18 protein-coding genes and 2 tRNA genes are annotated in these 18463 nt (G+C 64.1%); 11 read left to right on the forward strand and 9 right to left on the reverse strand.

Annotated features, from left to right (window positions below; all coding sequences use genetic code 11):
- The first annotated feature begins 21 nt into the window (after positions 1 to 21).
- Positions 22 to 97 (forward strand) — tRNA-Val (locus KBI52_RS14800).
- Between the two features lie 38 nt (positions 98 to 135).
- Here KBI52_RS14800 and KBI52_RS14805 read toward each other — a convergent pair.
- The 7 genes from KBI52_RS14805 to KBI52_RS14835 all read right to left on the reverse strand — a co-directional run bounded on the left by KBI52_RS14805 (position 136) and on the right by KBI52_RS14835 (position 4649).
- Entirely contained in the window at positions 136 to 711 is a 576-nt protein-coding gene (locus KBI52_RS14805; RefSeq protein WP_259060715.1) for a DUF1003 domain-containing protein, read from the reverse strand.
- A gap of 256 nt (positions 712 to 967) precedes the next feature.
- Complete coding sequence (locus tag KBI52_RS14810) at positions 968 to 1585, reverse strand: DUF4142 domain-containing protein (RefSeq protein WP_210808402.1); 618 nt, start codon at positions 1583 to 1585, stop codon at positions 968 to 970.
- A gap of 207 nt (positions 1586 to 1792) precedes the next feature.
- Positions 1793 to 1870, reverse strand: a tRNA-Pro gene (locus KBI52_RS14815).
- Between the two features lie 143 nt (positions 1871 to 2013).
- A complete protein-coding gene (locus tag KBI52_RS14820) occupies positions 2014 to 2226 on the reverse strand; it encodes a hypothetical protein (RefSeq protein ID WP_210808404.1) in 213 nt (70 codons plus the stop codon).
- 296 nt (positions 2227 to 2522) lie between these two features.
- The gene (locus KBI52_RS14825) at positions 2523 to 2879 is read right to left on the reverse strand and encodes a lysozyme inhibitor LprI family protein (RefSeq protein WP_173946495.1); all 357 of its coding nucleotides are present in this window, start codon (positions 2877 to 2879) and stop codon (positions 2523 to 2525) included.
- 20 nt (positions 2880 to 2899) lie between these two features.
- Positions 2900 to 3649, reverse strand: a complete 750-nt coding sequence (locus KBI52_RS14830) for a LysE family translocator (RefSeq protein WP_315974861.1) — start codon at positions 3647 to 3649, stop codon at positions 2900 to 2902.
- Between the two features lie 34 nt (positions 3650 to 3683).
- Positions 3684 to 4649 (reverse strand): threonine/serine dehydratase, encoded by a 966-nt coding sequence (locus tag KBI52_RS14835; RefSeq protein ID WP_210808406.1) that lies wholly within the window; start codon positions 4647 to 4649, stop codon positions 3684 to 3686.
- A 184-nt stretch (positions 4650 to 4833) separates the two neighbouring features.
- On the opposite strand from KBI52_RS14835, the gene argE reads away from it, so the two are divergent.
- From argE to KBI52_RS14880, 9 genes are all read left to right on the forward strand, one after another.
- Positions 4834 to 5988, forward strand: coding sequence for an acetylornithine deacetylase (gene argE, locus KBI52_RS14840; RefSeq protein WP_210808408.1), 1155 nt, complete (start codon positions 4834 to 4836; stop codon positions 5986 to 5988).
- Between the two features lie 198 nt (positions 5989 to 6186).
- Entirely contained in the window at positions 6187 to 7740 is a 1554-nt protein-coding gene (locus tag KBI52_RS14845) for an ABC transporter substrate-binding protein (RefSeq protein WP_173946521.1), read from the forward strand.
- Between the two features lie 107 nt (positions 7741 to 7847).
- On the forward strand, positions 7848 to 8828 hold the full coding sequence (locus KBI52_RS14850; RefSeq protein WP_173946499.1) for an ABC transporter permease: 981 nt from the start codon (positions 7848 to 7850) through the stop codon (positions 8826 to 8828).
- Positions 8829 to 8838: 10 nt separating this feature from the next.
- Entirely contained in the window at positions 8839 to 9795 is a 957-nt protein-coding gene (locus KBI52_RS14855; protein ID WP_173946500.1) for an ABC transporter permease, read from the forward strand.
- A 14-nt stretch (positions 9796 to 9809) separates the two neighbouring features.
- Positions 9810 to 10802 carry an ABC transporter ATP-binding protein gene (locus tag KBI52_RS14860; protein ID WP_173946501.1) on the forward strand — a complete coding sequence of 331 codons (993 nt, stop codon included), beginning with the start codon at positions 9810 to 9812 and terminating at the stop codon, positions 10800 to 10802.
- A gap of 38 nt (positions 10803 to 10840) precedes the next feature.
- On the forward strand, positions 10841 to 11803 hold the full coding sequence (locus KBI52_RS14865; protein ID WP_210808430.1) for an ABC transporter ATP-binding protein: 963 nt from the start codon (positions 10841 to 10843) through the stop codon (positions 11801 to 11803).
- Positions 11804 to 11880: 77 nt separating this feature from the next.
- The gene (locus KBI52_RS14870) at positions 11881 to 12819 is read left to right on the forward strand and encodes a bifunctional helix-turn-helix transcriptional regulator/GNAT family N-acetyltransferase (protein ID WP_210808410.1); all 939 of its coding nucleotides are present in this window, start codon (positions 11881 to 11883) and stop codon (positions 12817 to 12819) included.
- Positions 12816 to 13709, forward strand: a complete 894-nt coding sequence (locus KBI52_RS14875) for a DMT family transporter (protein ID WP_262265643.1) — start codon at positions 12816 to 12818, stop codon at positions 13707 to 13709. Before KBI52_RS14870 ends, KBI52_RS14875 begins: the two co-directional genes overlap by 4 nt.
- A 298-nt stretch (positions 13710 to 14007) precedes the next feature.
- A complete protein-coding gene (locus tag KBI52_RS14880; RefSeq protein ID WP_210808412.1) occupies positions 14008 to 14445 on the forward strand; it encodes a hypothetical protein in 438 nt (145 codons plus the stop codon).
- Positions 14446 to 14570: 125 nt separating this feature from the next.
- Here KBI52_RS14880 and KBI52_RS14885 read toward each other — a convergent pair whose 3' ends face one another.
- Both KBI52_RS14885 and KBI52_RS14890 read right to left on the reverse strand, forming a co-directional pair.
- Positions 14571 to 16847 carry a CDC48 family AAA ATPase gene (locus KBI52_RS14885; protein WP_210808414.1) on the reverse strand — a complete coding sequence of 759 codons (2277 nt, stop codon included), beginning with the start codon at positions 16845 to 16847 and terminating at the stop codon, positions 14571 to 14573.
- 183 nt (positions 16848 to 17030) lie between these two features.
- Positions 17031 to 17540, reverse strand: a complete 510-nt coding sequence (locus KBI52_RS14890; protein ID WP_210808416.1) for a hypothetical protein — start codon at positions 17538 to 17540, stop codon at positions 17031 to 17033.
- Positions 17541 to 17670: 130 nt separating this feature from the next.
- Here KBI52_RS14890 and KBI52_RS14895 point away from each other — a divergent pair, with 130 nt between their 5' ends.
- Positions 17671 to 18444, forward strand: coding sequence for an extensin family protein (locus KBI52_RS14895; protein ID WP_210808418.1), 774 nt, complete (start codon positions 17671 to 17673; stop codon positions 18442 to 18444).
- Positions 18445 to 18463 lie beyond the last annotated feature (19 nt).

The following is an 18463-nucleotide window of genomic DNA, read 5'->3' on the forward strand; positions in this document are numbered from 1 at the left end:
TCTTTTTATGTCAGGCCGGTCGGGCGGTTAGCTCAGTTGGTAGAGCTTCGGTTTTACACACCGCAGGTCGGGGGTTCGAGTCCCTCACCGCCCACCATCTCCCGTCCAGCGGATATCCTTCCTTGGCCCGCGCTTTCAGGGCGAGCGTCCATCCTCTTCTTCCGTGAGCCTGTCGAGAACCTTCTCGGGCGCAACGTGCCGTTCCAGTTCGCGAAGGGTCGGGTCCCGAGCTTCGCTGATGCCGAGGTGTTCGGCGATCGCCCGGGTCAGCGTCAGCAGCCGCGTGATCTCGTGCTCGGAGAGCAGATTTGTCTGGAGGTCGAGTTGCGAGCGCCGGTCCGCCTCGGCGGCGGCACGATTCTGGCTGATGAGCACGAAGGTGGAGAGGAAGATCGCCTCGACGGATGCGAAAGTCGCGAGGATCACGAATGTCGGATCGAAGGCGGGAACGCCCGGGATCAGGCCGAGATTGGCCGCAACCCAACCCGCCACCAGGATCAGGTGCACATAGACGAACGCCATGCTGCCGGTAAAGCGGGTGATCGTTTCCGCGATACGCTCCTGCAGCCCAGCCTTCCGTTCCTCCTCATGGCGCTTATCGCGCAGGGCGTCGATGTTGCGTTCGAGAACAGAGGCCAGGACGTTCGGCTCCGTGGGGGGAGCGCTTGGGCTGTCCCGATGTGGTGGGGCTGTCCTGTAGTCAGGCCTGATATCCGTCACTTCGCCATCCTTCGCTCCCGCGGCTCGATAAGAACGGCCACCGGTCGGAAGAAGTTCAGGCTTCCGCGGGCCCATGATCACGGAGCGGTGCGGGTGGGTTGGAACGCCGCACCCCAGCCGGTGCAACATTTGGACCTGGTTGAAGTTTGAATGCATCCCTCCAAGGAAGGCTCCTGAGACTTGAACCCGCTCCGGCCAATGCTGGAGCGGGCTTTTTCTTGCAGGTTCCCCCGGCGAACGGCGACGTCTATCGCATCGCCTTCTGCATGTCTTCGAGCAGGGCGATGTGCTCGCGAATCTGTCCGCGGGCCAGCTTGGCGACGTTCATATGCTCGCGATTCTGAGGGTTCGATTGGAGGTAGCGCTCCTGAACCTGAAGCAGGTCGCGATGGCCTTGAAGCTGAGCCTGCAGGTACATCTTGTCGAACTCGGCCCCCGCCTGCTGGTTCTGCATCTTCTGCATCATGTCCCCGGCCGATGCATCCATCTGCATGGGAGGCATGGCCGTGGTGGATTGGCCGCCTGCCGATCCCGTCGCTGCGGTCGCGGCCGGTTCCATCATCGAGCGAAGCACCTCCGAGAGCGTGGTCTGCTCCTGGATCTCGAAATTGGCAAAGCGCTTGAGATCTTCATTGCGGATCTTGTTCATGGCGACTCGGCTCGATTCCAGAGCCACCATGCCGAGCTGCATGGTCTGCTGCATGTGCTGCATGTCGGCTTGGCTCATCTGGCCGCCCGACTGGTTCATGGGCATGGATCCGGAAGAGCCTGAAGGCATCGACGACGAGGAGCCGCTGGTCTGGGCCAGGGCTGGGGCGACAACGAGCGCGGCGGCAAGGCCGCCGAGAAGGGTACGACGATCCATCTTTAACTCCTGCTGAAGGTCCCGGCTCGGCCGCGACACGCTGGAGAAGCGCTCGACTCTGGGCCGCCGTTAGAGGCCGAACGCGAGCGATGCTGCTTTGTTTCAGCTGCGCCTTAACGAACGAGGGAAGAAGAACCCGCCTTGGTCAGACAGCAGAAAGCCGGCCGCGAGGCCGGCTCGATCAAGCTTGAAGGTTCGAGAAAATAATGGTCGGAGCGAGAGGATTTGAACCTCCGACCCCTAGTCCCCCAGACTAGTGCGCTAACCGGGCTGCGCTACGCTCCGACTGCCGAAAGGCTTGGTTCCTCTAACTTTTAACGCCGGCTCGCGCAACCCCTGAAATGGAGCGCGGCGCGGAAAGTCGATTTCGCCGGGCGTCCGGCCGCGCTTCGGAGCTCCACCAAGCCGGAGCCGACGACCGCGTCAGATTAGCACCCGGGACGGGTCCAGGCTTCGACAGCCTGCCGCAAACCGTCGGGCAGGTCCGTGACGCTTTCGCCGTCCGGCGTTCCGGACGACGCGAGCTCGGACAGGAGCGCCCGGTATTTCTCGGTCTTTTCCTGGGCCGCTTCGAACCCGTCCGCGGACGCATCGTCCGGCAGGCCCGAGAACAGGCAAAGGAGTGCGAGGATGGCGCGCATGGTTCGACTCCGTTCGGGTGTCGTAAGGGAAGCACGGCCAAGGTGGCATTTTCACGATGAAAGAGGTGTGCGCGAAAACACGTCTGCCGCGAACCCCGATTGCGAAGGAGGCAAAAGGTTAACCATCCGCGCGAAGAAGAGTAGGTGGCCATCGCGAGCCGGGATACACATTCCCGTGAGAGCGTCCCACGGTGCCCCCAGTGCCACGGCGCTCTCGGCGGCCGCCTTCACCGCGGCTGCTTCACTCCGTGTCTCTGCACACCCCCGCCCTTGCGCGGGGTTTTTTATCGGTGGCTTCAGAAGGGACCTCGCTTCGCGAGCGCCTCGAAGCCGTTTCTCAGCTGCAGCACCCGGTCTTCGTACGCTTTGCTCAGGCAGGACCGGTCCTCGCCACAGGCTTCCCGCCGCTTGAGCCAGGCCGCCTGCGCGTCTTCCATATCACCGCGCGCACCCATACCAAGAAGCGGCTTGAGCTGCGTGTAGAGCACGGCCATCTCGACATCCTGATCGTTCAGCCCCCTGTCGGCGCAGATCGCCTTCTCGTCGGGCGTTCGAGCCTTGGCGCAATCGAAGCTGGCGGCTTGGGCCGCCTGCGAAGCGGCGGCCATCCAGAGGCCGGCGATTAGGACGACGCTGAACGCTCTGGCTTGCATGGAACCTATCCTCGAAGAACTCAATCTTCGGGAGGAACGGTTCCCGCCGCACGAGGCTCCATGGAGAGGCCGGACTTTTCGGCTTTGGCTAATGGAAGGTTAAAGGGACTGCTCACCGGCGGATGGCTGAAGCATCTCCCGACAGGGCAAGGCGCAGACCGAGACCGATCATGACGAGACCGGCGCATCGCTCCTGCCAGGCGATCAGGCCCGGCCGTCCCGACAGCCACTCGCCGATCGTTCCTGTTCCGACCGCGACCGCTCCCAGGACAAAGAACCCTGAGACTTTCTGCACGCCGCCCAGGAACAGCAGCTGCGCCGTGACCGGCCAATACCCTGCCGGGGTCGACGAATTGGGGGAGGAAGGCCAGCATGAACACCATGGCCTTCGGGTTGGTCAGATTGTTGATCATGCCTTGGCGCAGGGCTGTGAGATCCGACACGGGCTTCGGAGCCGTGCGGACAAGGCGGTGCGGTCCGAACGAGGCGATCAGAAGCTTGGCGCCGAGCCACACGAGGTAGGCCGCGCCGGCCCATCGAAGAAGCTCGAAGGCGAGGGGCGAGGCCTGGATCAGGGAGGTGACGCCCAGAGCCAGGAGCGGCAGCTGAACGAGACCGGCGAGCAGGGTCATGCCGATGGCGGTCAGAACGGCAATGCGCCGACCCTGTCCGACTCCACGGCTCAGGAGAAGAACCATGTCGGGGCCCGGTGCCAGCTGCAGGGCCAGCACAGCGGCATAGAACGTGAGAAAGGTCGACAGATCCGGCATGTCCTGGTCTCTTCAGGGCCCTCGCGAGGCCATCCTACAGGGACTGCCGGCGCCACGCATCCAGATCGTCCAGGGACAAGTTGGAGCCGCAGAGCACGAGCCCGACGACGCTGTCGCTCGGCAGGGACGGAACGACCGTCTCGGCGGCGGTCAGGACGCAGGCCGCGGCAGGCTCGCAGAGCAGCTTCTCCGTCTGGAGCAGCCAGCTCACATCGGCGATGACCGGTGGATCCTCGACAAGCAGGATCTCCTGCAGAAAGAGCCTGGCGGCCGCCATGGTCCGGTGGGTGGCGAAGGGTGCGGCGAGGGTCCGGGAGATTGAGGTCGGGCGGATCGTCACCGGCTGATCGGCCTTGAGGGCCTCGGTCATGGTCGGTGCGCCAGTCGGCTCGACGCCGTAGACGGTCAGCGACGGCCGCTTGGCTTTCAGGGCGGCTGCCACGCCGGACATGAAGCCACCGCCACCGATCGACACGAACACATGGGTGAGATCGGGTATGTCGTCGAGAAACTCGAGGCCCAGGGTGCCGTGGCCCGCGATGATGGCGGGATCGTCGTAGGGATGGACGAAGAGACGGCCCTGGCGCTGGTAGTCCTCCGCCTTGGCGAAGGCTTCGGCGGCATCCTCGCAGAGCTCCACGCGGGCGCCGAACTTGGTGGTAAGATCGATGTTGAAACGGGCCGCCGTCTTGGGCATCAGGACGAGCGCGTCGAGCCCGAGCGTTCCGGCGACTCTCGCCACTGCAATGGCGTGGTTGCCGCCGGACACGGTCACGAGACCGCGCCGGCGCTCGTCCTCGCTCAGGGTGAGCACCTTATTGAAGACGCCTCGGACCTTGAACGAGCCGGCAAGCTGCAGCGCTTCCATCTTCACCGCGCTGCGCCGCCTGAGCCGGGCCGATATGTCGGCACTCTCGTAGGCAGGAGTGCGCCTGACCCGTCCGGCGATGCGATCGCGGGCAGCTTCGATGTCGGAGAGCGTCACGTCAAAGGTGGTCATGAGGTGTCCGTCGGCGGCATGGGGGATGGGACAGCCCGTGAGGGCATCATGCGCGCCGCGATCATGCGAGCGACGTCTTCGCTTCGTCAACGGGCATCAATCGAAATTCCCGCTAATAAAAACCGGCTTGACCGTTGGCTCGCTCGGATCGGATGCTCACGTTCAACCCACGGAGCCCTATACGATGCCTATGTCACCCCGCGAGATGCTCGCGCGTCTGATTGCCTTTCCGAGCGTTTCCACCAGCAGCAATCTCGACATCATTCACTTCTGCCGGGACTGGCTGAACAGCCACGGGGTCGAGAGTCATCTCGTCATGAGCCCGGAGGGTGACAAGGCCAACCTCTACGCCACAATCGGCCCCCGGGTGGAAGGCGGGATCGTCCTGTCGGGCCATACGGATGTCGTGCCGGTCGAGGGCCAGAACTGGTCCACGGATCCCTGGACGCTCACGGAGAAGAACGGTCGTCTTTACGGTCGTGGCGCAACCGACATGAAAGGCTTCGATGCGCTCGTTTTGGCGCTCGTGCCCGACATGGTGCACGCGCCTCTCAAGCGCCCCATCCACATCGCGTTGTCCTACGACGAGGAGATTGCCTGCCGCGGTGCGCCCTCGATGGTGCACGCGATGGCAGGGTCCATCCCGGCGCCGTCCGCAGTGATTGTCGGCGAGCCGACGCGCCATGCGGTGGTAACGGGACATAAGGCGTCCGTGCAGCTGCGAACCCACGTCACGGGTTATGCCGTACATTCGAGCCGCATCGACCAGGGTGTCAGCGCGGTCATGAACGCCGCTCGCCTGATCGCATGGCACGAGGACGTGATGGAGGAGAACCGCCGGAGGGTCGATCCGGACAATCCGTTCGAGCCGCCCTACACCACGCTGCATTGCGGCATGATGGTCGGCGGCAACGCCGCCAATGTGGTGTCGTCCTCGGCCTGGTTCTTCAGCGACATCCGGGCAATCCCGACGGAGAGCCCGATGGATTATCTGGCCCGCTACGAGGCCTATATCCGCGACCGGATCGAGCCTCGCATGAAGGCCGTCGCCCCTGAGACGGGAGTGGCTGTCGAACTCGTCGCCGAGGTGCCGGGCCTCCGGCCGGAGGCCGATGGTGCGGCGGAGCGTCTGATGCGCCGGCTGACCGGCGACAACGGCACACATGTCGTGTCCTACGGCACGGAGGCGGGGCTGTTCCAGCGGGTCGGCTGGTCGACAGTGGTCTGCGGCCCCGGCGACATCGCCCAGGCCCACCAGCCGGACGAGTATATCGAGGTCAGTGAATTCCAGGCCGGGGAGGCGATCCTGCGCCGCCTGATCGGGGATCTCTGTGCCTAAATGCTGAGCAGGACGGTCCAAGTCGGGGCTAGACCACCAGCCACTTTCCTGCCTAAGTTCATTCCCTAGCGGAAGGTGCGACCAGAAATGTCGAGCTTCCGACAAGTAGAACACCGCGCAAAGACGCGGGCCTACAGAGGAGAAGGACAGACAATGAGGATCCGTTCGAAGTTTCTCGTCGCGGCCGCGGCGACCTTCATGGCCGGCGTAGCTTTTCCGGCCATGGCCGTGACTTTGCGCTATGCCAACCAGGGCGACCTGAAGTCGCTCGACCCGTATACCCTGAACGAGACCACCACCATCGCGCATCACGGCCACGTCTATGAAGGTCTGACGAAGCGCGGCAAGGACCTTGCGATCGAGCCGGCATTGGCGGAGCGCTGGGAGATCAGCGAGGACGGTCTGACCTGGCGGCTCTTCCTGCGCAAGAACGTGAAGTTTCACAATGGCAATTCCTTCAATGCCGACGACGTGATCTTCTCCGCCAACCGGGTCCGCGCGCAGGGCTCGAACTTCCAGACCCGGGTTCCCAGCGGCTCGGAATGGGTGAAGGTTGACGAGTACACGGTCGACGTGAAGCTCAAATCCCCGAACCCGATCATGAATGCCCAGTGGGATACCTGGTACATCATGGACAAGGAGTGGTCGGAGGCGAACAACAGCGTTGCGCCCACGCCGGCCGCCGCGACGACGCCGAGCTTCGCGTCCCTGAACGCCAACGGCACCGGGCCGTTCAAGATCGAAAGCCACCAGCCCGGCGTGAAGACCGTCTTCAAGGTCAACAAGGATTGGTGGGGCAAGGTCGAGCACAACATCGACGAGATCGTCTTTACGCCGATTGCATCCGACGCCACGCGCGTCGCCGCGCTGCTCTCGGGCGAAGTGGACGTGATCGAGCCGGTTCCGCTGCAGGACGTCCAGCGCGTCAACGGCACGGCCAACGCCAAGGTGCTGGCCGGTCCGGAGCTTCGGACGATCTTCCTGGGTTTCGATCAGACCCGCGACGAGCTCCTGTTCTCGAACGTGAAGGGCAAGAACCCGTTCAAGGACAAGCGGGTGCGCGAGGCTTTCTACAAGGCCATCGACATCGAGACGATCAAGTCCCGGGTCATGCGCGGAATGTCCACCCCATCGGCGCTGATGATTGCCCCGCAGCTGTTCACGTCCTCGGCCGACTTCGTTCGTCCGAAGTATGACCTCGAAGGCGCCAAGAAGCTTCTCGCCGATGCCGGATACCCGAACGGCTTCGAGGTCGGGATGGACTGCCCGAACGACCGCTATGTGAACGACGAGGCGATTTGCCAGGCCGTGGTCAGCATGCTGGCCCGTGCCGGCGTCAAGGTGAACCTGATGGCGCAACCGAAGGCGCAGTACTTCGGCAAGGTGCTGAAGTCGGGCAACTACAACACCTCGTTCTACCTGCTCGGCTGGACCCCTGGCACCTTCGACAGCCATAACGTCCTGTTCGACATCGAAGGCTGCAGGAACGACCCCCAGTCATCGCGCGGCGAGTCGAATCTCGGCAATTTCTGCAACAAGCAGCATGACGAGCTGACCGACAAGATCCTGGTCGAGAGCAACAAGGAGAAGCGCGACCAGCTGATCAAGCAGGCATTCCAGATCACCTTCGACGAATATGGCTATATCCCGCTGCACCAGCAGGCCCTCGCCTGGGGCGTTTCGAACAAGGTGACGCTGCCTCAGCGGGCTGACAACCAGGTGCTGCTCTACTGGGCGCAGAAGAAGGAATAGTCGGCATCTGATCGCTTGTCCCGGACGGCCGATCGCCGTCCGGGATATTTCTTTCGAGGGTCTCGGGCAGAAGGTTTATCCGGGACGCAGCGATCAAGAGATTGTGCATGTTCGCTTTCATCATCCGGCGCGCCCTCCAGGCCATCGGCGTTCTTCTGGCCGTCGGGATCATTTCGTTCGCGATGTTCCGCTTTGCCGGCGATCCGGTGAACCAGATCGTCTCCCTGGATACGCCCGCCGCCGAGCGGGAGCAGGTTCGCCGCTCCCTTGGACTCGACGATCCGGTGCCCGTGCAGTTCCTGCGTTACCTGACCAGCGCGGCGCAGGGCAATTTCGGCGTGTCCTATCAGTTCCGCCAGCCCGTATCGGATCTCCTGGCCGAGCGCATGCCGGCGACGCTCGAACTCGCATTCTGTGCGACCGTCTTCGCCACAGGTTTCGGCGTGCTCATGGGCGTCTATTCGGGGTTGAAGCGGGACAGCTTCCTGGCCAAGGTGTTCCAGACCGTATCGCTCGTCGGCATCTCGCTTCCGACCTTCCTGATCGGCATTCTGCTGATTTACCTTTTCTCCGTCACGCTCGGCTGGCTGCCGTCCTATGGCCGTGGCGACACCGTGCGTCTCGGCTGGTGGACGACCGGCCTCCTCACCGTGTCGGGCCTCAAGGCGCTCATCATGCCCTCCATTACGCTCGGTCTGTTCCAGATGACCCTGATCATGCGCATCGTCCGGGCCGAGATGCTGGAGGTGCTGCGCACCGACTACATCAAGTTCGCCAGGGCGAGGGGGCTCACCACCCGGGCCATCCATTTCGGGCATGCACTCAAGAATACGCTCGTGCCGGTCATCACCATCGTCGGGCTGCAGTTCGGCTCGGTGATCGCCTTCGCGATCATCACCGAGACCGTGTTCCAGTGGCCGGGCATGGGTCTCCTGTTCGTCCAGGCCGTGCAGAACGTCGATATCCCGATCATGGCAGCCTATCTCATGCTGGTGGCGCTCATCTTCGTGGCGATCAACCTCGCCGTCGACATCCTCTACACCATCGTCGATCCTCGCCTGAGGACGACGATCCGGCAGCCGGCCTGAGGAGGCAGACATGGCAGACGCAATACAGGCCGCGCCCGCGCCTCACTCCCAGCCCACAACCTGGGCCGGCCGCTTCTTCGACAGTGACGTCTGGGCGAGCTTCAAGCGCTCGAAGCTGACGATGGCGGCGGCTTGCCTCACACTCCTTTTTGTTGTGGCAGCCCTGCTTGCCGGGCTCGTCGCACCGCAGGATCCCTTCGACCCGGCACAGCTCGACCTGCTGAACAGCCGATTGCCGCCGCTCTGGGATGCGGAAGGGCAGGCGCCATTCCTGCTCGGCACGGACGAGCAGGGCCGCGACATCTTCTCGGCCATCCTCTACGGCCTGCGGATTTCGCTCGCGGTCGGCTTTCTCGGGGTTGCCTTCTCGGCCACGCTCGGGATCGCTCTCGGTCTCATCGCCGGCTATGTGGGCGGCACGACCGATGCGGTCATTATGCGCATCGCCGACGTGCAGCTGACCTTCCCGGCGATCCTGATCGCGCTCCTCGTCGACGGCGTGGTGAAGTCGGTCCTCGGAGGCCAGCTCGACGGCATCACGACGCTCTCCGTGCTGGTCTTCTCCATCGGCTTGAGCTTCTGGGTGCAATATGCCCGCACGGTGCGCGGCTCCGTGATGGTCGAGAAGAACAAGGACTACATCGCCGCCGCCCGGCTCATCGGTCTGCCTGCGCCGGTCATCATGTTCCGGCATGTCCTGCCCAACGTGCTTGGCCCGGTGCTCGTGATCGCCACCATCAACCTGGCGCTCGCCATCATCACGGAGGCCACCCTGTCCTTCCTCGGCACCGGCATGCCGGAAACCATGCCGTCGCTCGGCACACTGATCCGCATCGGAAACAACTACCTGTTCTCCGGCGAGTGGTGGATCATTGCGTTCCCCGGCATCTCACTCGCGCTCCTCGTCCTCGCCATCAACCTTCTGGGTGATTGGCTGCGCGATGCGCTCAATCCCAAGCTGCGATGAGAGAGGGAGCATCCATGGCCCAACCCGTCCTCTCCGTCCGTGACCTGCGGGTCGAGTTCGTCACCCGGCGCGGCATTCTGAAGGCCATCGACGGCATCTCGTTCGACATCGGCAAGGGCGAGGTTCTCGGCGTCGTCGGTGAATCCGGCGCCGGCAAGTCGGTGACGGGCTCCGCCGTCGTCGGCCTCATCGATCCCCCGGGACGGATTGCCGGCGGCGAAATCCTTCTCTCCGGGATGCGCATCGACAATCTGCCGCCGGAGGAGATGCGCCGGGTGCGCGGCAAGCGCATCGGCATGATCTTCCAGGATCCGCTGACAAGCCTCAATCCGCTGTACCGGGTCAGCGAGCAACTGATCGAGACCATCCGTACGCATACGAACCTGTCCGCCTCGGCGGCCAGGAAGCGTGCCATCGATCTCCTGGCTGAAGTCGGTATTCCGGCGCCCGACCGTCGGATCGACAGCTATCCGCACGAGTTCTCGGGCGGCATGCGACAGCGCGTGGTGATCGCCCTCGCCCTGTGCGCCGAGCCCGAGCTCATCATCGCGGACGAGCCGACAACCGCTCTCGACGTGTCCGTTCAGGCGCAGATCATCGCGCTTTTGAAGCGCCTCGGACGCGAGCATGGCACGGCCATCATGCTGGTCACTCACGACATGGGCGTGATCGCCGAAACGGCCGATCGGGTCGCCGTCATGTATGCGGGCCGCATCGCGGAGATCGGACCGGTGCGCGAGGTGGTGCAGAACCCGCTTCACCCCTACGCCAAGGGCCTGATGGGCGCGATCCCATCCCTCGAGACCGACGCGGAGCGCCTCGTTCAAATCCCAGGCTCCATGCCGCGGCTATCGGCCATTCCTCCTGGCTGTGCGTTCAATCCGCGCTGCCCGTTCGTGTTCGACCGCTGCCGGGTCGAGCGGCCGGAGCCCATTCAGCACAGCGAGCATCGCGTGGCCTGCCATCTCTACGATCAATCTTCCGTCCGGTCGGAGGCCGTCGCGTGACCGAGAACCCTTACGTCGACGTCAAAGATCTGCGCCGCTTGTTCGACGTCTCAAAGCCCTGGCTCAACCGGGTGCTCGAGGGGGGCGAGAAGCAGTACCTCAAAGCGGTCGACGGCGTTTCCTTCGACATCGCGAAGGGCGAGACCTTCGCCCTCGTCGGAGAATCGGGTTCGGGCAAGTCGACGGTGGCCCGGATGGTCGTGGGACTTCTGCCGCCGACGAGCGGGACGGTGGCGATCGACGGCGTCTCGATGACGGCGGCGGCTGCGTCCGCCGAGCGCCAGCGCCTGCGGCGGCGCATCCAGATGATCTTCCAGGATCCCTATGCCAGCCTCAATCCGCGCTGGCAGGTCGACCGCATCGTGGCCGAGCCGATCAGGGCTTTCCGGTTGATCGAGACCGGGCGAGACATCGCCAATCGGGTCGGCGAGCTTCTCTCCCTTGTCGGTCTCCATCCGGCGGACGGCGGGAAGTACCCGCACGAGTTCTCGGGCGGACAGCGCCAGCGCATCGCCATCGCCCGTGCGCTCGCATCCAATGCGGAGTTCATCGTCTGCGACGAGCCGACCTCCGCGCTCGACGTCTCGGTGCAGGCGCAGATCCTGAATCTCATGCGCGACCTGCAGGATCGGCTAGGGCTGACCTATCTGTTCATCAGCCACAACCTCGCCGTGGTGCGCCACATGGCGAGCCGCATCGGCGTGATGTATCTCGGCCGCATCGTCGAGATCTCCAACGGGCGCGAACTCTTCGCACACCCGAAGCACCCTTACACCCGCATGCTCCTCGACGCGGTTCCGGATGTGGGCATGACGGGCCGCCAACGCATTCCCGTGCGCGGCGAAATCCCCAACCCGATCAATCCGCCCTCGGGCTGCACCTTCAACCCGCGCTGTCCCTTCGCCAATGATCGTTGCCGGGCCGAGATTCCGCCGCTCCTGGGTGGCGTGGCCTGCCACGCCATTCATGAGGGACGTCTAGCCGTGGACGCGGCGGCCTGACGGGTACTGCCGCTCCATCCGCAAACTAGTTGACTCAGTCAACGATGTGCCTGACTCTGTGCGCCAGGGAGCCAGCCATGTCGCACATTCCGAAACTGCCAACCGACGAGCAAATCGAGCGGGTCCGGAGCTTCAACCGGTTCTACACACGCCATATCGGCCTTCTAAACGAGGGATTGCTCGAGAGTGCGTTTTCTCTGACCGAAGCGCGGGTGCTTTACGAGCTTGCCCATCGCGGTCCCGTGACAGCGGCGGATTTGGGCCGGGAGCTCGGTCTCGACGCCGGGTATCTCAGCCGCCTCCTGAAAAGGTTCGGAGCCCAAGGGTTGACGCAGCGTAATCCGTCGAAAGATGACGGACGTCAGTTCCTCCTGTCGCTCACCGACAAAGGCTTTGCGGCTTTCACGCCCCTGAACCTAGCCTCGGCGGCTCAGGTCGCCACGATGCTGTCGGGCCTATCGGTGGGCGAGCGGGAGCGGCTCACGCAGGCGATGACCACCGTCGAGCATCTGGTCGGCGATGGCCCCCGGCCCGATCGGCCATACGTCCTGCGTTCCCACCAGCCCGGCGACATCGGCTGGATCGCCCACCGGCAGGGGATTTTGTATGCTCAGGAATATGGTTGGGACCAGACGTTCGAGGCCCTGGTGGCGGAGATCGCCGCCGGCTTCGTCAGGAACTTTGACCCGCAATGGGAGCGCTGCTGGATCGCGGAACGGGGAGGCGAGATCATCGGGAGCGTCTTCCTGGTGCGGTCTTCGGACGAGGTCGCCAAGCTCCGGCTTCTTTATGTGGAGCCGTCCGCCAGAGGTCTCGGTCTCGGGCGCCGGCTGACGGAAGAATGCATCGCCTTCGCCAGGGACCGGGGCTACAGGACCTTGACGCTCTGGACCAACGACGTGCTCGTGGCGGCTCGCCGCATCTACCAGGCGAAGGGCTTTCGCCTGGTGAAGGAAGAGCCGCATCACTCCTTCGGAAAGGATCTGGTCGGGCAGACCTGGGATCTCGATCTGTGAGGGGTCGGGACGGGCTCGCCCTGACGGCTGCAGCGGCGACGGGCGTCCAGGTGGGCGCCGCCCTGGTGGCCACGCGCTTCGTGGTGCATGACATCGGTCCGGCATCGCTGGCCTTCCTGCGCTATGCCATTGCGGTTCTCTGCCTTGCGCCACCCTTCTGGATGAGTGCACGGGTGCGGTTTGTCCCACGAGACCTCATGGCCATCATGGCCCTCGGGGTCGTGCAGTTCGGCCTTCTCATCGTCCTTCTGAATCTCGGCCTCCAGTTCATCTCTTCCACCCGCGCGGCGCTCCTCTTCTCGACCTTTCCGCTCATGACGATGTTCATCGCGGCAAGTCTCGGGCGCGAGCCGCTGAGCCGGATGAAGGTTGTGGGAGTCGCCCTGACGATCGTCGGTGTGGCGGCGGCTCTGGGCGAGCGGCTGATGACGCGGAGCGCAACAGGCGAATGGCTGGGAGCCCTTCTCGTGCTGGCTGCCGCACTCTGCGGTGCCGTATGTTCGGTGCTCTACCGACCTTATCTTGCCCGCTACCCAACCCTGCCGGTCGGCACTTGGGCCATGCTTGCTTCGGTCCTGTTCCTGGCCGTTCCCGCGGGCCTTGAGGGGCTCTTCACGGACCTGCCGCCGCTCAATCGAGCAGGCTGGCTGGCAGTCTTGTTCATCGGCCTGTCGAGTGGGATCGGTTATGTTCTCTGGCTCTGGGCCCTAAAGCACTCCACACCGACCCGGGTCACGGTGTTCCTCTCGTTGAGTCCGGTTACGGCGGCTCTGCTCGGCGTATCATTTCTAGAGGAGCCCTTCACGGCCGGTGTGCTGATCGGCCTCGCGGGCGTCGTCGCCGGGCTCTGGCTCGCCACCAGAACGGAGCCGGCGCGCGAGGAGACGTGACACGCACTGGCGTCTGCCACAAGACCGTCAGCCCGCGAAAGTGATGAACATTCAATTGGAAGTTTGGAACAATTGTAGTCTACGTCGACAGACGGCTGGATTGTCCGCGAGTAGAGCGACTACGAGTTCGAGAGATCTGCACATTCGATGTCGTGAAAATCATAAGCTTTGCTTTTACCGGCGCGACAATCACAACTCTGTGTGAAGAAATTACGTTGGGAAACGATCCGTGCCGACGGCGTTTAGCCTCTGTCATATGTGGCGATCGCCATGTTCAACGAAAGCACAGGAGGCATTGATGAAGAAGCTTGCGATCTTCGCCGGCGCTGGATTCATGGTACTTGGCGGCATGGGTGCCGCTTTGGCGCAGTCGTCGCCGGCGATTTCCGGAACGCCCGGTTCTCTGTTTCCGGATGCGGCACCTCATGAGATCCGCTGGATCAACGGCGTTCCCTGCCGGACCATTCTCGATCCCAACACGCGCGACACCCGCATCCCGGTTGCCTGTGCCGGTCAGGTCAGCGGCGTCGTAGCGCCCATGCCCGGCGACGTCGTCTCGACCGGAAGCATCGTTCCTGCTCCCGTCGGTCCCATGATGGGTGCTCCCGCGCCTGTCGGCGCAGCCGATCCCTATGCCGCCCCGCACGAGATCCGCTACATCAACGGCGTGCCGTGCCGCACGGTCCTCGATCCGAACACCCGTGATACGCGTATTCCGATCGCCTGCGGTCAGTAAGCGGGTCTCTCCCATACAAAGAGCGCGGGTCGTCCGGCCCGCGCTTTTTTGTTGGAACGAGGCACGGGAAAGCCCCGCGGCACGCACCGGGTCGCGGGGCTTTGCCTGTGGGGTGAGATCGCGCCCTATTCGGCTGCCTGCCGGAGGGGGAGGAAGCCGATGGATTGCCGCTGCGGTCCCTCCTGTTTCAGGGTTCGGACCATGTCCTCGTATTCCCGCTCCATCTCGGGCGTGACGGAGGGACGGGTTTCGCGAAGAGCCTGCTCGAAATGCGCCATGGTCACATGCTCGGCCTGCAGCGATTCCCTGAGGGCAAGGAGACCGGCCCGGCGGGTGAGATCCTCAAGATCCGCACCGGTGAACCGAGCGGTCCGCTCCGCGATCAGATCGAGATCCACGTCCGGTCCGAGAGGCATGTCCTTGGTGTGGATGCCGAGGATGTGCCGGCGGCCCTGCGCGTCGGGAACGGGCACGTAGATCAACTCGTCGAAGCGTCCCGGCCGGAGCAGGGCAGGGTCGATGAGGTTGGGTCTGTTCGTCGCCGCCATGACGACGACACCCTGCAGTTCCTCGAGGCCATCCATCTCGGCCAGGATTGTGTTGACGACCCGTTCCGTCACCGCAGGCTCGCCGAGGCCGCCGCCGCGCACGGGGGCAAGCGAATCAATCTCGTCGATGAAGATCACCGTCGGGGCGACCTGCCGGGCGCGAGCGAACAAGCGGGAGACCTGCTGCTCGGACTCGCCGTACCATTTCGACAGGAGGTCGGACGATTTCGTCGCCACGAAATTCGCCTGAGCCTCGCGGGCGACCGCTTTCGCCAGGAGCGTCTTGCCGGTGCCGGGAGGTCCGAACAGCAGGAACCCTTTGGCCGGGCGAATACCCAGGCGCCGGAAGGATTCCGGGCTCTTGAGAGGCAGTTCCACGCCCTCCCGCAGACGGGTGCGTGCCTCCTCGACGCCGCCGATGTCGTCCCACGTCACGTTGGGCACTTGGATCATGATCTCGCGCAGGGCGGACGGCTGGACCCGTTTCATGGCGTTCATGAAATCCTGCCGGGTCACCTGCAGGCTCTCCAGCACATTCGACGGGATGCCGTCCCGGAGATTGATGCCGGGTAGGATGCGTCGCAGGGAATCCATGGCCGCCTCGCGGGAGAGGGCTGCGAGATCGGCGCCGACGAAGCCGTAGGTGGTGCGGGCGACCTCGTCGAGATTGACGTCAGGGGCCAGGGGCATGCCGCGCGTGTGGATCCCGAGGATCTCCCGGCGGCCCGGCTCGTCCGGAACGCCGATGACGATCTCCCGGTCGAAGCGGCCGGGACGGCGGAGGGCCTCGTCTATGGCTTCGCGGCGGTTCGTGGCGCCGATCACCACGATGTTCTGGCGCGGCTCCAGGCCGTCCATCAGCGTGAGCAGCTGGGCCACGATGCGTCGCTCGACCTCACCCGTCACCTCCTCGCGCTTGGGCGCGATACTGTCGATCTCGTCGATGAAGATGATCGCTGGTGCGTTCTGCTGCGCCTCCTGGAATACCTGCCGCAGGCGCTGTTCGGATTCGCCGTAGTGGCGCCCCATGATCTCGGGCCCGGCGATGTGGAAGAACTGTGCCTCCGTCTCGTTGGCCACGGCGCGGGCCAGTCGGGTTTTGCCCGTGCCAGGGGGGCCGTAGAGCAGAACCCCTTTCGGCGGATCGATCCCGAGCCGCTGGAAGAGCTCGGGATGGCGGAGGGGCAGCTCCACCATCTCACGCACCTGATCGACCGTGCTGCCGAGGCCGCCGATATCATCGTAGGTTACATCGGCCCGACGTGCTTCGCGCGGTTCCTCGAATTGCGGGCGCAGCTCGATCTCGGTCTCGGCCGTCACATGCACGATACCGCGTGGCTGGGTCGAGACCACGACGAGGCGGATTTCCTGAAGACCATAAGCCGGAATGTTGAGAAGACCGCGCATCTCCTCGGGCATCCGGGAATCTGCCGAGCGCTGCGAATACACCGACGTGGAGATCACGTCGCCGGCGGTCAGAGGACGCTGGTAGAAGGTGCGCTTCAGGGCGTCGCCCGAGCCCTGCAGCCGCAGCCCCTTCTGGGCCGGAGCGAGAACGACGCGGGTTGCCGGGCGAACCTCGGCGCGCTTCACTTCCACGTGATCTCCGCTGCCAACACCGGCATTGACCCGCTGAAGACCGTCGAGACGAACGATGTTGAGGCCCTCGTCCTCAGGGTAAGGCGTCACGGCGATGGCCGTCGTATGGCGCTTGCCGATGATCTCGATAGCTTGGCCTTCCTGGATGCCGATTTCGCTCAGGGCCTGTCGGCTCATGCGTGCGATGCCACGGCCCGAGTCGTCCGGCCGGGCGTTCGCGACCTGAAGGCGTACACTCTGCCCATCCTCTGCCATTGCCGTCCTTCCCATCGTTCGAGCGCTGTTGATGCGATGGCAGGTGAGGGGAAAGCTTAGGCTCGCGCTTCCCGGGTGCCACGCGTTCGAGGCTTCGCAGGCTGCTGCAATCGACAAGCGACGAAACCGCAGGGCCAACGCAACATGCCCGGAAATGTTGCAGAAGGAGTCAGGAGGCCTGGCCTAGGACGAGATGCCGCCGGAGGGTGACCAGAGCCGTCGCAGCGAGGCTTCCATCTCATCCTCGCTGGAGCGCAACTCGACGAGATCCGTGCTCACGGGCATGAAGGGTGCGATGGTCGGAAGCTTCGTGGATCCCTCAGCGCCCTCCAACGGCGGATCGATGAGTTCCCAGCTGTCGAACAGGTCCATCGAGGAATGGCCGGGAAGGTTCGGTCCGAGATAGGGCACGATCTCGATCCAGGGTCTGCCATTGCCCCGCGGCGTGACTTTGGTGACCCGACCGAAGAAGCGCGTGAGAGGGCAGCGGACGAAATCGCCCGGCACGGGCATGCGGGTCTTCTCCAACTCGAGGGCCGCCTCGGCCTCCTGAAGCTCGGCTCGAAGCTTGGCGATACGCTCCACCAGTTCCGCAACGCGTTTGGTGCAGGGGCTGTCATGCGACTCGGCCATAGCCGACACCAGGGACAAGCTCCTGTCCAAACCGATCCCCATCACCGGAAATGTGCTCATGCCGGCTCTCCTCTTATGAACGATTTTGGAGTTTCGGCGCACGAGTGCAAGGCGCCCAGAAGACTGAGATGGAACTGAACCTCGGCGCATGAGGGTTATACTGAGAACGAGCTTGAGAATAGGAGACGGCATGGGTCTTCGAGGCCGCATGATGGGACGGCTTGCAAGCGTCATCGGGCTAACGGTGCTTGCCTCGGCCGCTGCGGCTCAGGATCTGGCGCCGCCGCTGCCGCCGCCTCGCCCGGCGCAGTCGGCCGAGCCGTTGCCGCCGCCAAGGCCGGCCGGACCGGCTGCGGCGGAGCCCGAACAGCGCGCCGAAAAGGTGCCGCGGAACGAGACACCGCTTCAGAAGGCCGATCTCGACGGCGTCTCGGACGACGGTTGCGTCCAGCGTCTGACGCAGCTTGGCCTGCGGTTTGAGAAGCGACCGCCCGTCAAGGAAAACACCTGTGCGATCGATGACCCGGTTCTTGTCTCGGCGCTTCCGGGCGGCATCACGGTCGTTCCGGCCTCGCTGATGAACTGCCCGGTGGCCGAGAGCATCTCACGCTGGATGAGCGAGGTGGTCGCGCCCGAAGCCGAACGTCGGTTCCAGAGCCCGCCGACGAAGCTTCTCATCGGCACCTCCTACCAATGCCGAGACCAGCGCAACGGGCAAAAGCTGAGCGAGCACGGCTTCGGCAACGGCCTCGATGTCATGGGGTTTGAGTTCGCCAAGCGGCCCGCCCTGACGATCGGCAGTCAAATGGAAGGTTCCTCGGAAGCGACATTCCAGGAGAATGTCCGAAAGGCCGCCTGCCCGATCTTCAATACGGTGCTTGGTCCGGGCTCGGATGCGGACCATGGCGACCACCTCCACCTCGATCTGCGCCAGCGCAAGGGCGACTATCGGATTTGCCAATAGGACGACTGGAACACGGGCG

This window comes from Microvirga sp. HBU67558 (assembly GCF_018069605.1).
Lineage (GTDB): Bacteria > Pseudomonadota > Alphaproteobacteria > Rhizobiales > Beijerinckiaceae > Microvirga > Microvirga terrae.